The 12,194-nt window shown below is 73.9% G+C and carries 12 protein-coding genes, 1 tRNA gene and 1 pseudogene; 10 read left to right on the top strand and 4 right to left on the bottom strand.

Annotated features, from left to right (window positions below; all coding sequences use genetic code 11):
• The 5 genes and pseudogenes from CK505_RS17360 to CK505_RS17380 all read left to right on the top strand — a co-directional run.
• A pseudogene (locus CK505_RS17360) lies at window positions 1–252 on the top strand (UTP--glucose-1-phosphate uridylyltransferase); the annotation flags it as partial.
• A gap of 14 nt (window positions 253–266) precedes the next feature.
• The gene (locus CK505_RS17365) at window positions 267–899 is read left to right on the top strand and encodes a GNAT family N-acetyltransferase (RefSeq protein WP_017833362.1); all 633 of its coding nucleotides are present in this window, start codon (window positions 267–269) and stop codon (window positions 897–899) included.
• Between the two features lie 155 nt (window positions 900–1,054).
• The gene (locus tag CK505_RS18605) at window positions 1,055–1,957 is read left to right on the top strand and encodes a hypothetical protein (protein ID WP_255219672.1); all 903 of its coding nucleotides are present in this window, start codon (window positions 1,055–1,057) and stop codon (window positions 1,955–1,957) included.
• A 168-nt stretch (window positions 1,958–2,125) separates the two neighbouring features.
• On the top strand, window positions 2,126–3,772 hold the full coding sequence (locus CK505_RS17375) for a CYTH and CHAD domain-containing protein (RefSeq protein ID WP_095651856.1): 1,647 nt from the start codon (window positions 2,126–2,128) through the stop codon (window positions 3,770–3,772).
• A 300-nt stretch (window positions 3,773–4,072) separates the two neighbouring features.
• Window positions 4,073–4,975: a tachylectin-related carbohydrate-binding protein gene (locus tag CK505_RS17380; protein WP_095651857.1), complete on the top strand. Its 903-nt coding sequence runs from the start codon at window positions 4,073–4,075 to the stop codon at window positions 4,973–4,975.
• A 71-nt stretch (window positions 4,976–5,046) separates the two neighbouring features.
• Here the strand turns inward: CK505_RS17380 and CK505_RS17385 are convergent.
• Window positions 5,047–5,119: transfer RNA gene (locus tag CK505_RS17385), tRNA-Ala, on the bottom strand.
• A gap of 120 nt (window positions 5,120–5,239) precedes the next feature.
• Here CK505_RS17385 and CK505_RS17390 point away from each other — a divergent pair.
• Window positions 5,240–6,133 carry a LysR family transcriptional regulator substrate-binding protein gene (locus CK505_RS17390; RefSeq protein ID WP_095651858.1) on the top strand — a complete coding sequence of 298 codons (894 nt, stop codon included), beginning with the start codon at window positions 5,240–5,242 and terminating at the stop codon, window positions 6,131–6,133.
• 6 nt (window positions 6,134–6,139) lie between these two features.
• Here the strand turns inward: CK505_RS17390 and CK505_RS17395 are convergent, their stop codons facing one another.
• A complete protein-coding gene (locus tag CK505_RS17395; RefSeq protein WP_095651859.1) occupies window positions 6,140–6,472 on the bottom strand; it encodes an antibiotic biosynthesis monooxygenase in 333 nt (110 codons plus the stop codon).
• Entirely contained in the window at window positions 6,469–7,479 is a 1,011-nt protein-coding gene (locus CK505_RS17400; protein ID WP_017833368.1) for a mechanosensitive ion channel family protein, read from the bottom strand. Before CK505_RS17400 ends, CK505_RS17395 begins: the two co-directional genes overlap by 4 nt.
• Before the next feature lie 267 nt (window positions 7,480–7,746).
• Between CK505_RS17400 and CK505_RS17405 the strand changes: the two genes are divergently transcribed.
• The gene (locus CK505_RS17405; protein ID WP_109222061.1) at window positions 7,747–8,358 is read left to right on the top strand and encodes a DedA family protein; all 612 of its coding nucleotides are present in this window, start codon (window positions 7,747–7,749) and stop codon (window positions 8,356–8,358) included.
• 9 nt (window positions 8,359–8,367) lie between these two features.
• Here the strand turns inward: CK505_RS17405 and CK505_RS17410 are convergent, their stop codons facing one another.
• Complete coding sequence (locus CK505_RS17410) at window positions 8,368–9,408, bottom strand: magnesium and cobalt transport protein CorA (protein ID WP_017833370.1); 1,041 nt, start codon at window positions 9,406–9,408, stop codon at window positions 8,368–8,370.
• A gap of 89 nt (window positions 9,409–9,497) precedes the next feature.
• On the opposite strand from CK505_RS17410, the gene CK505_RS18610 reads away from it, so the two are divergent.
• The 3 genes from CK505_RS18610 to CK505_RS17425 all read left to right on the top strand — a co-directional run.
• On the top strand, window positions 9,498–9,980 hold the full coding sequence (locus CK505_RS18610; RefSeq protein WP_229588023.1) for an NUDIX hydrolase: 483 nt from the start codon (window positions 9,498–9,500) through the stop codon (window positions 9,978–9,980).
• Window positions 9,977–11,002: a glycine betaine ABC transporter substrate-binding protein gene (locus tag CK505_RS17420; protein WP_017833372.1), complete on the top strand. Its 1,026-nt coding sequence runs from the start codon at window positions 9,977–9,979 to the stop codon at window positions 11,000–11,002. The genes CK505_RS18610 and CK505_RS17420 overlap by 4 nt, the downstream gene beginning before the upstream one ends.
• Window positions 11,003–11,058: 56 nt before the next feature.
• A partial coding sequence (locus CK505_RS17425; protein WP_095651861.1) for a pyridoxal phosphate-dependent aminotransferase occupies window positions 11,059–12,194 on the top strand: 1,136 nt, incomplete at its 3' end.

A 12,194-nucleotide genomic window follows, 5' to 3' on the forward strand; every position in this document is an offset into this window, starting at 1 on the left:
GAGGTGCTGGAGAACACCGCCCCCGGGCGCGGCAACGAGATCCAGCTCACCGACGCGCTGCAGACCCTCGCCCAGCGCGAGGGCGAGGGCGGCGGGGTGTACGGGGTGGTCTTCAAGGGCCGTCGCTACGACACCGGCGACAAGCTCAGCTACCTCAAGGCCAACATCATCCTGGCCTCGGAGCGCGAGGACCTCGGGCCCGAGCTGTGCGAGTGGCTCAGGGAGTACACCCGGACCCTGCCGGTCGGCTGAGAGACCGCGCTCCCGTGGCCGGACAGTTCCGGTGGCCCGTCACCGTCTCCTGGGGGGACCTCCGGCTGCGTCCGCTGGCCCGGGGGGACCGCCGGGAGTGGGACGTCGTGCGCGCCCGCAACCGGGACTGGCTCGACCCGTGGGAGGCCACGAACCCCGCACCCGGCGGGGCCCCGCCCACGTTCGGGCAGTTCGTGCGCACCCTCGACCAGCAGGCCCGGCAGGGCACGGCGCTGCCCTTCCTCATCACGGAGCGGGTCCCGGGGACGGAGCGGTTCGGTCTCGTCGGCCAGCTGACCGTCTCCGGGATCTCGTGGGGGTCGTTCCTGTCCGCGACCCTGGGGTACTGGGTGGACCGGGACCAGGCGGGACGCGGCGTGGCCCCCATGGCGGTGGCCATGGCCACCGACTACTGCTTCCAGGGCCTCGGGCTGCACCGGATCGAGATCAACATCCGGCCGGAGAACACCAAGTCCCTGCGGGTGGTGGAGAAGCTCGGGTTCCGGGACGAGGGGCTGCGCAAGGACTTCCTGCACATCGACGGGCGCTGGACGGACCACCGCAGCTTCGCGCTCACCGCGCCGGAGGCGCCCGAGGGACTCGTCCGCCGGTTCACGGGATCGGACCGCCCCGCCGTGTGGCAGTGACCCGGCCGGGCGTGTCCACAGGGATACCCACAGGCGCGCCCCCGCGGTAGTAGGCTGTTCCTCACGGCCCGAGCCCGGGCCCCGGACACGCCGGCGCAGCGCGCCGGCGTCCCCCGTCCGCTCGATCCGGCGACCACGAAGGCAGGACCGCGACCATGATCTGGGTGAGCAGCTCGGCCGTGCTGGCCGTGGTGTGCGCGCTGTCGCTGTTCTGGGTCGCGCCGCGACTGCAGCGCCGCCGGGAGCTCCCCGTCGAGGCGCCGGCCGAGACGGCCGGCCCCGACGGTCTCCCCGCGCCGATCGAGCAGCCCCCACCCGCGTCCCGCCGACGAAGGAACATCATGGCGACCACCGACACCGTCCCCCGGCCCGCCGACGGCGACCCCGGACGCACCGGCAGAGGGCACCTGCGCATCAGGCGGGACCGCGCCGTGATCCTCCTCGCCGGGTGCGCCGCCCTCCTGGCCGCACTCGTCACCGCCGTGGTCGCACCGTTCTCCGCCGCGGTGAGCTGGCCGTGGCCCGTCTTCCTGCTGCTGCTCGGCGTCGGCTCCGTCCTGTCCCTGCGCTACCTGGCCGTCCAGGACCGGGCCGCCCGCCGTGCGTCGCGCCCCGCGGTCCGGGCGCCGGAGGCGGATGCGGAGCCGCACGCCCCCCGCGAGGACGTCGCCCTGTTCGACAACGAGCACGTCGTGGCGGAGGAGGTCCGCGAGCAGTCGCGCCGGACGGCTGAGGACCTCGACCTGCCCACCCCCGAGGAGCAGCCCCGGATGCCCGCACCCGCCGCCTTCACGGTCGAGGAGCTGCGGGCCGAGGCGCTCCGCGTGGCCCGAGAGTCCGCACCGGCCGCCGCGGCCCGGACGTGGGAGCCGGTGCCCGTGCCGCGTCCGACCTACGCCGAGGCGCCCGTGGTCCAGCGCCCGGAGCCGGAGCCGCTGCCGGTGCCGGAGCAGCCCGCCGCCCGCTCCGCGAGCCTCAAGGACGCCGTGCGCACGGGCGAGGAGCAGGGCCGCGCCGCCCTCGACCTCGACGACGTCCTCAAGCGCCGCCGCGCCTGAGCGCACGCACCAGCCGGCCCGGTCGACCGGGCCGCACGAACCGCCGCGCGCCCCCACCGGGGCGCGCGGCGGTTCGCGTCCCCGGGGGCCGTGCACGGCCCCGGTATCATCGCCGCAACGGCCGGCCGCCGGTTCCGGCGGCCGGTGGCCCCGACCAGGAGGACACCCATGACCGCCGTCGCCCACCGCGAGGTCGAGCGCAAGTACGAGTTCCCGGAGGGCGCCGAGGCCCGGGTGGACTGGAGCACGCTGGAGGGGTGCACCGTCTCGGCCGAGCCCGTGGAGCACCGCATGGAGGCCGTCTACCACGACACCGAGGACATGGCCCTGGGGCGGCGCCTGGTCGCGCTGCGCCGCCGCCGGGGCGGGGCCGACGACGGGTGGCACGTGAAGTTCCAGGGCGCGGACGGACGCCACGAGCTGCAGGTGCCGCTGCTGCGCACCCCGGACCGGATGCCCGCGTCCGTGCGGAACCTCCTCGCCGGGCTGACCGGGGGACAGGAGCTGCGGCCGGTGGCGACCCTCCGCACCGTGCGGCAGGTGCACCGGATCAGCGACAGCACGGGGGCGGCGGTCGCGGAGCTCGCCGTGGACGTCGTGGACGCCGTCGACGAGCGCACGGGAACGGCGCGGTCCTGGTCGGAGTGGGAGGTCGAGCTCCTCGACGGCACGGTGCCCGAGGTGCGCCAGGAACAGATCTTCGCCGCGGTCGAGGCCGTGGTCTTCGCGGCCGGCGGGAAGCCGTCCACCTCCCGGGCGAAGATCGCCCGCGCGCTCGGCGAGGACGACGACGCCCCGGCGGGGCCCGGCCGGAAGCAGGACGAGAAGCAGCCGGAGGGCAGGAGCGGCAAGAAGGCCGGGAGCGGCACGAAGAACAAGAAGAACAAGAAGAACAAGAACAAGGCGGGAAGGAAGGGGAAGCCGGCGGGCGGGCCGGACGTGCTGCGCGAGGTGCTCGGGGAGCTCGCCGAACAGCTGGTGCTCTGGGACTTCAGGGTCCGCCTCGACGTCCCGGACGCGGTGCACCAGATGCGCGTGACTTCCCGTTCCCTGCGCAGCGTGCTGAGGGCGGCCAAGCCGTTCTTCGACGGCGCGGCGGCGGAGGAGCTGGACGCCCGGCTGCGGGAGCTCGCCCGGACGCTGTCCGCGGCCCGGGACGCCGAGGTCACGGCGGAGCTGCTGGCCGGGCGCGTGGAGGCGCTCGAGGGGCGGGTGGGGCCGGCCGCGGCAGAGAGCCTGCGGCAGCGGGCCGAGGAGGAGGCACGGACGGCGGCCGCGAAGGTGCGCCGGCACGTCACGGGCCAGGAGCACCTGCGGCTCCTGGCGGACGTCCAGGACTTCGCCGCCCGTCCGCCGCTGACCGAGGAGTGCACCCGGCTCTCGGGGCGTGAGGTCGCCGACGCAGTGGTGCACCGGGCCCTGCGGAAGGTGGTGCGCGTGGCCGAGGCGGAGCTGGCCGGTGGCCCGGGCGGCGAGGGGCAGCTGGAGCACCTGCACGATGTCCGCAAGGCCGTCAAGCGCGTGCGCTACGTCGACGCCGTCCTCGGCCGGACCGGGCACCGGCCGGGCAAGCAGCTGCGGCGCGCGGCCCGGGACGCGGAGGACTACCAGGACGAGCTGGGCCGGATCATGGACGCCGCGGTGGTGGAGCGGTGGCTCGCGGGCACGGCGGCCGCCCTCGGGCGCTCCGGTGCGGACCGCTACGCCGTGGGGGCGCTGCACGGCGCCGAGGTCCTCCGCCTGCGGGCCGGGACCGACGGCGGGACGGACGTGGTGGGGGTGCTCCTGTCCCAGCTGCGGGAGGACCTCGCCTGAGCGGCGCTCCGGACGCCACCGCGCGGACGCCTCCCGAGAGACTCCGGCGGGGCGCGCCACGACCCGCCTGAGCCCTGCCGGAGCAGCCTCTGCCCCGTCTGCACCCGGGGCGGCGGGCGGCCGGGGCCGGCCTGTCCGGTTCCGTCGCAGTAGTCATGCCCGGGTCACGGGGACGGGGGGACGATGGTCGCAGTCGACGGGCCGTTCGCGTTCTCGCGCGTTTCCCGGCCCGGACTCGACTGCCCGGTCGGCCGGTGAGGACGGCCGCCGGGACGGCTTCCAGCACCCGAGGAGTGCGTGATGACCGAGCACACCCAGCCGGACGGGCCGACCCCGTCCGGGATCTCCCTGGTGATGTCCCGCCGCGGACTGCTGGCGGCCGGCACCGCAGTGGCCTCCGCCGTCGCCGTCGGGGCCGTTCCGACGACGGCTGCCGCCGCACCCAGCACCAACGGCGTCATCTACGGGGTCGAGGACGACAAGGACCTGCTGTGGTACCGCCACGAGGGCCGCAGCAACGGCACGCCGCGCTGGGCCAACAACGGCACCGGGCGCAAGGTCGGCAGCGGGTGGGACTTCGCCCACGTCTTCGCCGGCGGCGCCGGGGTCGTCTACGGGGTCGAGCACGACGGGGACCTCCTGTGGTACCGCCACGAGGGCGCGGCCGACGGCACGGCGCGCTGGGCCAACCGGGGCCGCGGGCGCAAGGTCGGCAGCGGGTGGGACTTCACCCACGTCTTCTCCGGCGGCGCCGGGGTCCTCTACGCGGTGCAGGGCAACGGTGACCTTTTCTGGTACCGCCACGAGGGGCGCAGCAACGGCACGCCGCGCTGGGCCAACAACGGACGCGGGCGCAAGATCGGCAACGGGTGGGACTTCGCCCACGTCTTCGCCGGCGGCGACGGGATCATCTACGCGGTGGAGCACGACGGGGACCTGCTGTGGTACCGCCACGAGGGACGCGGCGACGGCACGGCGCGCTGGGCCAACAACGGACGCGGGCGCAAGGTCGGCAGCGGGTGGGACTTCGCCCACGTCTTCGGCGGCGGAGGCGGGATCGTCTACGCGGTGGCGTTCGACGGAGACCTGTTCTGGTACCGCCACGAGGGGCGCAACAACGGCACGCCGCGCTGGGCCAACAACGGCACCGGGCGCAGGATCGGCAACGGGTGGAACTTCGAGCACGTCCTCTACGGGAACTAGCGAGCGGCTCCCGGCCCGCACGACGACGGCCCCCGTCCGGCGTTGTGCCGAGCGGGGGCCTTCGCCTCCGGTGGAGCTAAGGGGAATCGAACCCCTGACCTTTTCATTGCGAACGAAACGCTCTACCAACTGAGCTATAGCCCCGGAGCAACCGTTCCATCGTATACATCCCGCGCCGGTTTCGCATCTCGGGCGCCCGGCGCGTCCGGGGCGGTTCCCGCCGGTGGTCGGGGAGCAGGGCCGGCAGTGGGTAGATTGACCGGCATGGACGACGCGCCCGGACCCCACGACCCCGCAGCCGACGAGGCCGGCGAGACGGCAGACCTGGCGGTCGCCTTCGTCCCCGGCGTGATGCCCGGCAAGTGGTTCTTCCGGTGGCGGGACCGCAACCCCGGCCGCGTCCTCGCCGAGCGCCCGCTCGAGACGGACGCGTGGGAGGAGGAGCTGGGAGCGGGGCGCGCCCACGCGTGCTTCGTGCGGCTGCCCGCGCACCCGCGCCCCGGGGTCGACGACCTCGCCACGCTGCGCGAGGAGTACCGGGCGGTGGAGCTCTACGCGGAGCAGCAGGTCGTGGTGCTGCCCCGGGACCACGAGCTGACCCTGCTCGACGAGGTGCCGGTCGCGGAGCTCGTGGACGAGGTGCTGCTGCAGGAGCCGGCGACCCTCCCCGAGCGCCACCGGCTGCGCTCCCCGGAGGCTGTCGCCGCGGACGCGCCGCTGCCCCCGATGCGCCACGCCCGGGACGCCGTCGAGCTCGTCGCCGCGGGCCTGGGGCTGGTCGTCGTGCCCATGTCGCTCGCCCGGCTGCACCACCGCAAGGACCTCGTCCACCGTGTGGTGCCCGATGCCGCCACGGTCCCCGTGGCGCTGGTGTGGCCGCAGGACCTGCCGGAGGAGCAGGAGGAGCTCGTGCAGGACTTCGTGGGCGTCGTCCGCGGCAGGGGGCTCAACAGCTCCCGGGGTGCTGCCGCACCGGCGTCCCCGGCCGCGGAGGACCGGCCGGCCGCCAAGGCGGGTCCGGCACGGGCCCCGTCGTCGCGCCGTGGGGGACAGCCCCCGCAGGGGGCGCGGCGGGCGGGCGCGCCCCGGGGCGGGGCGCGGTCCGGTCGCGGCGGGCCCAAGGGCGGCCGCCGGTCCGGCGGCCGTGGCCGGCGCTGAGGGCGCCTACTGCAGTCCGGGGGACTGCTGCTCGACGGCCACCGTGTAGGACCACAGCTCCGAGGCGGTGCCCACGGGCCGGGGGCGCTCGCCCTCCCCGGCGGGGCCGCCGTGGGACCGGGCGAAGTCCTGCGAGGACCGCCAGGCGTCGTAGGAGTCCTCGTCGGCCCACCGGGTGAGCACGAGCCACTGCGTGCGCCCGTCCGTGGGCCGCAGCAGCTCGAAGCCCTCGAAGCCCGTGACCCCGGCCATGGTGCCGCTGTGGGCGGCGAAGCGCCGGCCGAGCTCGTCGCCGGAGTCGGCCGGGACGGTGATGGCGTTGATCTTGACGATGCTCATGCGTCCGATCCTGGCACATCGCGCCGGACCGACCGGACCTGTCCCGTCTCCGGCGGACCGGGCGCCGCGACCCCGGCCTCGGCCTGCCGGATCACGGTCTGGTTCAGCAGGGGCACGTGCAGGCCCTCGCGGTCGAGCATCTTCTTGATCCGCAGCCGCAGCGCCCGGGCCACGTCCCACTGCTTGAGGGGGACCGTGCGGACGGCCACGCGCACGGTGACGGACTCCCCGGTCACGGCCTCCACGCCCCACACCTCCGGGTCCTCGGTGATGTACTCGCCGACCTTCGGGTCGTCCCGCAGCAGCCCCGCCTCGTGCAGGATCAGCTCCGTGACCAGCTCGATGTTCGTGTCGTAGGGCACCGGCAGGTCCAGCACGCAGCGGGCCCAGCCCTGGGACTGGTTGCCCACGCGCAGGATCTCCCCGTTGCGCACGTGCCACAGGGTGCCGTTGACGTCCCGGACCTGGGTCACGCGCAGCCCCACGGACTCCACGGTCCCGCTCGCCTCGCCGAGGTCGACGACGTCCCCGATGCCGAGCTGGTCCTCGGCGACCATGAAGATCCCGGACAGGTAGTCCTTCACGAGGGACTGCGCCCCGAAGCTCAGGGCCACCCCGGCGATGCCGGCGGAGGCCAGGACCGGGCCGATGTCGTAGTCGAGCTCCGAGATGATCATCACCAGGGCCACGGCCCAGATCACCACCGTCCCCACGGACGAGAGCACCGAGCCGATGGTGTGGGCGCGCTGGGACTGCCGCGCGCCGGCCAGTCCCGCGTCCTCGACCCAGCGCGGCCTGCCCCGCTCCATCCGGCGCACGATCCGCGACCGGGTGCCCTTCGCGATCCCCCCGGTGACCCGGCGGATCAGCAGCCGCACCACGGCGGCCAGGATCGAGGCGCCGAGCAGCACCAGGAGGATCCGCAGCGGCTTGTCGAGCCAGAACTCCCACACCGGGTCCAGGGCCGGCACGGGGGTGGACATCAGGAGGGGGGCAGGGAGGAGCATGGAGGAAGCGTAACCAACGACGTCCGCGACCCGTCAGCCGTCCAGCCGACCCGGAGGTGCGTCGGGCACAATGGTGGTCGCACCCGCCGGGCCCCGCCCCGCCCCGCCCACCGCCGAGGACCCATGACTGCACCCAGCCCCGCCCCGACCGCCGCCCCCGACCTCACCGCCGCCCCGGACGCGGCCGTCCTGGCCGCCCGGATCACCGGGGCCCAGGACTCCGGCGCCGAGACGCTGGGCGGGGTCGCCGGCTGGGCCGTCGACGTCATGGAGGCCATCGGCGCTCCTGGCGCCGGTCTGCTCGTCGCGCTCGAGAACCTCTTCCCGCCGCTGCCGTCCGAGGTGATCCTCCCGCTGGCCGGGTTCACCGCGAGCCAGGGCAGCTTCTCGCTCGGCGGGGCGATCTTCTGGACGACCCTGGGCTCGGTGGTCGGCGCCGTGGCCCTCTACTGGATCGGTGCCGCGCTCGGCCGCCGCCGGCTGCGGGCGATCGTGGACCGGATGCCCCTGGTCGACCTGCACGACCTCGACCGCACCGAGGCGTGGTTCGAGCGGCACGGGAAGGCCGCCGTCTTCTTCGGGCGCATGATCCCCGTCTTCCGGTCGCTGATCTCGGTCCCCGCCGGCATCGAGCGGATGTCGTTCAGCGCGTTCGTCCTGCTCACCACGGCGGGGTCCCTGATCTGGAACACCATCTTCGTGCTCGCCGGGTTCTACCTGGGCGAGAACTGGCACGTCGCCGAGCAGTACGCCGGGATCTTCTCCCGGATCGTGGTCGTCACCGTGGCGGTCCTGATCGCGTGGTGGGTGCTCAAGCGGGTGCTGCGCAACCGCCGGGGCCTGTCCGACTCCGCCCGCCGCGAGCGCGGGCAGCAGTGACCGCGGCGGTCACAGCCACCGTTTGAACCGGAACACGACGTAGAGCACCACGCCCGTCACGAGCATCAGCCCCAGCGCCATGGGGTAGCCCCACACCCAGGACAGCTCCGGCATGAACCTGAAGTTCATCCCGTACACGGAACCGATGATCGAGGGCGCGAACAGGATCGCCGCCCAGGAGGAGATCCGCTTCATCTGCTCGTTCTGCTCGATCGCGGCCTCGTTCTGCCGGGCGGCGAGCTGCGTGGAGTCCAGCATGAGGGCGTTGGTGAGGGACGCCTGGAAGGACTCGACCTTGTTGTTGACGAAGATCAGGTGGTCCAGGACGTCCCGCAGGACGTGCTGCAGCTCCCGGGGCGCGCCGGCCCCGGCGAGCTCCTCGAGGAACTGCCGCAGCTCCAGCTCCAGCGGGGCGACCGCCCGGTGGAACGCGCTGACCTCCCGGGTGAGCTGGTAGATGCGCCGGGAGACGACGCCGTCCCCGGAGCCGGAGTACAGGGCGTCCGAGATCTCGTCGATGTCGTTCTCGAGCCCCTCGACCACCGGGTAGTAATCGTCCACGGTCTGGTCGAGCACCGCGTAGAGCACGGCCTCCGCACCGGTCACCAGCAGGGCGGGCTGCGACTCCACCCGGGTCCGGACCCGCCCGACCCGCCCGTGCTCGGACTGCCGGACGGTGATCACGAAGCCGGGTCCCGTGACGATGTGGATCTCCCCGAAGTCGACCGTCTCGGTGGCGTCCTGGTAGACGGCGGGGCGCAGCACCGTGAACAGGGTGCTCCCGTAGCGGTCGAGCTTGGGCCGCTGCTCGGCCTGCCGGATGTCCTCCACGGCGAGCTCGTGCAGGCCGAACTGCTCGGCCAGGGAGTCGAGCTCGTCCGCGGAGGGCCGGTACAGGCCGATCCAGACGAGGACGCAGTGCTCCCCGGCCTCGGTGCAGCGGGGGTCCTCGGTCCGCAGCCGGGCGAGCAGCCGGTAGGTCTCCTCGAGCGTGGCGGGGGACGCGATGCGCTGTCCGCCCCGGTAGACGGCGTTGTCGACGATGCTCACGCGCCCATTATCCCCGGGGGCCGATCCACCGGCCCGCCCGCCGCGCGCGCTGTCGGCGCCCCGCCCCGGGCGTTCCTAGAATGGGGGGCATGAGTTTCCCCATGGACACCCGGGTGGGTGCCTACGCCGTGATCGTCCAGGACGGGGCGGTGCTGCTCAGCCACTGGAACCCGCGCCACCCCACGCTGCGGGGGGCGTGGAGCCTGCCCGGCGGTGGCATGGAGATCGGGGAGCAGCCCGCGCAGACCGCGCTGCGGGAGGTGCACGAGGAGACCGGCTTCACCGTGGAGCTCGACGAGCTGCTCGGCGTGCACAGCCGCCACATGGACGCCGGCGAGCGGCTGGACGGCCGGGACCGGCCCTTCCACGCCCTGCGCGTGATCTACCGTGCCCACATCACCGGCGGGACGCTCACCTCGGAGCAGGACGGCTCCTCCGACGAGGCCCGCTGGTTCCCCCTGGCGGCGCTGCCGCAGCTGCCCCTGGTCGGCCTCGTGCCCGTGGGCCTCGAGCTGGCCGGGCTCGTGGCCACGGGCCCTGCGGGCACCGCGGGACCGGGGGAGGGCCGGTGAGCCGCCGTGGCGCCGCCGCGGGCCTGCTCGCCGTCGCCGCGCTCACCGGGTGCGGCGGCGGGGCCCCGGAGCAGCCGCCGGCCACCGCGGCGTCCCCCGCCGCGGAGCCGGTCCGGATCGCGGCGGGACCCACCGGGCAGACGGCCGTGCTCGCCCACGTCTACGCCGGGCGGCTGCGGGAGGCCGGCTTCGACGCGAGCGTGGTCGACGCCGGGACCGAGCGCGCCGACTACCTCGGGGCCCTCGAGCGGGGGGAGGTGGAGGTCGCCGCGGACTACTCCGGCAACCTCTACCTGCACCTGCGCGGCCGGGCGCCGGTGGGCCCGGCCTCCGCGGCGCCCACGGGCGAGGCGACGCCCACCCCCACGCCGTCCCCGGACGCCGAGGACGGCGGGCTCGCCGAGGACCTCTCCGAGCTGCTGGGACTGGGGGAGGAGCGCGCGGACGACGACGACGTGCTGGCCGGGGTGCAGGACGTGCTGCCCGAGGGCCTGCGGACCCTCGAGCCGGCCCCGGCGGAGAACACGGTGGCGGTCGTCGTGACCCGGCCGACCGCCGTGGAGCACGAGCTCACCGACCTGGAGGACCTGGGCCCGGTGTGCGACGAGCTGGCGCTGGGCACCGACCTCGACTTCGCGGGCCGCTCCTACGGCCCGGAGGGACTGGAGGACGCCTACGAGTGCGTGCCCGGCAGGTTCGTGCCGTTCGGCGACCAGGACGACCTCGTGGACGCGCTGCTCGAGGACCGGGTGCAGGCCGCGGCCCTGTTCACGGCCTCGCCCGCCATCGAGGACAACGCCCTCGTGGTCCTGGCCGACCCGCTCAACAACTTCGTCCCGCAGCGGGTGGTCCCCGTGGCGGCCGAGGACCTGCCGGACGCCGCCGCGGACGTCGTCGACGGGGTCTCCGCGCAGATCGGCACCGAGGACCTCGTGCTGATGACCCGGATGACCTCCGCCCGCGACCCGTACACGCCCGAGGAGGCCGCGCGGTACTGGCTCGAGGGCGGCGACGACACCTGATCGGCGCACCGACGGGTGCCCCGGACGGCGTGCACCCCGGGGGTAAGGTGTACCGCATGTCAGTGGTGAAGCAGTCCGACAAGCTCAAGAACGTCCTCTACGACATCCGCGGCCCCGTGCTGGAGCAGGCGGAGCACATGGAGGCGGAGGGCCACCGGATCCTCAAGCTCAACATCGGCAACCCCGCGCCGTTCGGCTTCGAGGCACCCGACGCGATCCTCGTGGACATGATCAAGAACCTGCCCAACGCGCAGGGCTACTCGGACTCCCGCGGCATCTACTCGGCACGCACAGCCGTGGTGCAGTACTACCAGACGCGCGGGATCATGAACCTCGACACCGACGACGTCTACCTGGGCAACGGCGTCTCCGAGCTCATCACCATGACGCTGCAGGCGCTGTGCAACCCGGGCGACGAGATCCTCATCCCGTCCCCCGACTACCCGCTGTGGACGGCGTCGGTGGCCCTGTCCGGCGGCACCCCCGTGCACTACCGGTGCGACGAGGACAACGACTGGAACCCGGACCTCGAGGACCTCGCGGCGAAGATCACCCCCAACACCAAGGGCATCGTGATCATCAACCCGAACAACCCCACCGGCGCGGTCTACTCCCGCGAGGTGCTGCAGACCATCGTGGACCTCGCCGCCGAGCACGAGCTGATCCTGTTCTCGGACGAGATCTACGAGAAGATCACCTACGACGACGCCGAGATGATCAACACCGCGACCCTCACCGGCGAGGACGTGCTGTGCCTGACCTTCTCCGGGCTCTCCAAGGCCTACCGGGTGGCCGGGTACCGCGCCGGGTGGCTGGCGATCACCGGGCCCAACTGGAAGGCCGAGAGCTTCATCGAGGGCATCAAGCTGCTCGCCAACATGCGCATGTGCGCCAACGTCCCGGCCCAGCACGCGATCCAGACCGCGCTCGGCGGCTACCAGTCGATCAACGACCTCATCCTCCCGGGCGGGCGGCTCAAGGCCCAGCGCGACCTCGCCCACCGGCGGCTCAACGAGATCGACGGCGTGTCCTGCCGGCAGGCCGACGGCGCCCTGTACCTGTTCCCCAAGCTCGACGTGGAGAAGTTCAACATCGTCGACGACGAGAAGTTCGCCCTCGACCTGCTCAAGGAGCAGAAGATCCTCGTCAGCCACGGCCGGGCGTTCAACTGGCCGGAGCCCGACCACTTCCG

Source organism: Kocuria sp. WN036, from assembly GCF_002287015.1.
GTDB classification, from domain to species: domain Bacteria; phylum Actinomycetota; class Actinomycetes; order Actinomycetales; family Micrococcaceae; genus Kocuria; species Kocuria rosea.

Coding starts and splice junctions, on each gene's coding strand:
- CK505_RS18605 (WP_255219672.1), top strand. CDS start 1,055: ATGATCTGGGTGAGCAGCTCGGCCGTGCTGGCCGTGGTGTGCGCGCTG.
- CK505_RS17375 (WP_095651856.1), top strand. CDS start 2,126: ATGACCGCCGTCGCCCACCGCGAGGTCGAGCGCAAGTACGAGTTCCCG.
- CK505_RS17380 (WP_095651857.1), top strand. CDS start 4,073: ATGACCGAGCACACCCAGCCGGACGGGCCGACCCCGTCCGGGATCTCC.
- CK505_RS17390 (WP_095651858.1), top strand. CDS start 5,240: ATGGACGACGCGCCCGGACCCCACGACCCCGCAGCCGACGAGGCCGGC.
- CK505_RS17395 (WP_095651859.1), bottom strand. CDS start 6,472: ATGAGCATCGTCAAGATCAACGCCATCACCGTCCCGGCCGACTCCGGC.
- CK505_RS17400 (WP_017833368.1), bottom strand. CDS start 7,479: ATGCTCCTCCCTGCCCCCCTCCTGATGTCCACCCCCGTGCCGGCCCTG.
- CK505_RS17405 (WP_109222061.1), top strand. CDS start 7,747: ATGGAGGCCATCGGCGCTCCTGGCGCCGGTCTGCTCGTCGCGCTCGAG.
- CK505_RS18610 (WP_229588023.1), top strand. CDS start 9,498: ATGAGTTTCCCCATGGACACCCGGGTGGGTGCCTACGCCGTGATCGTC.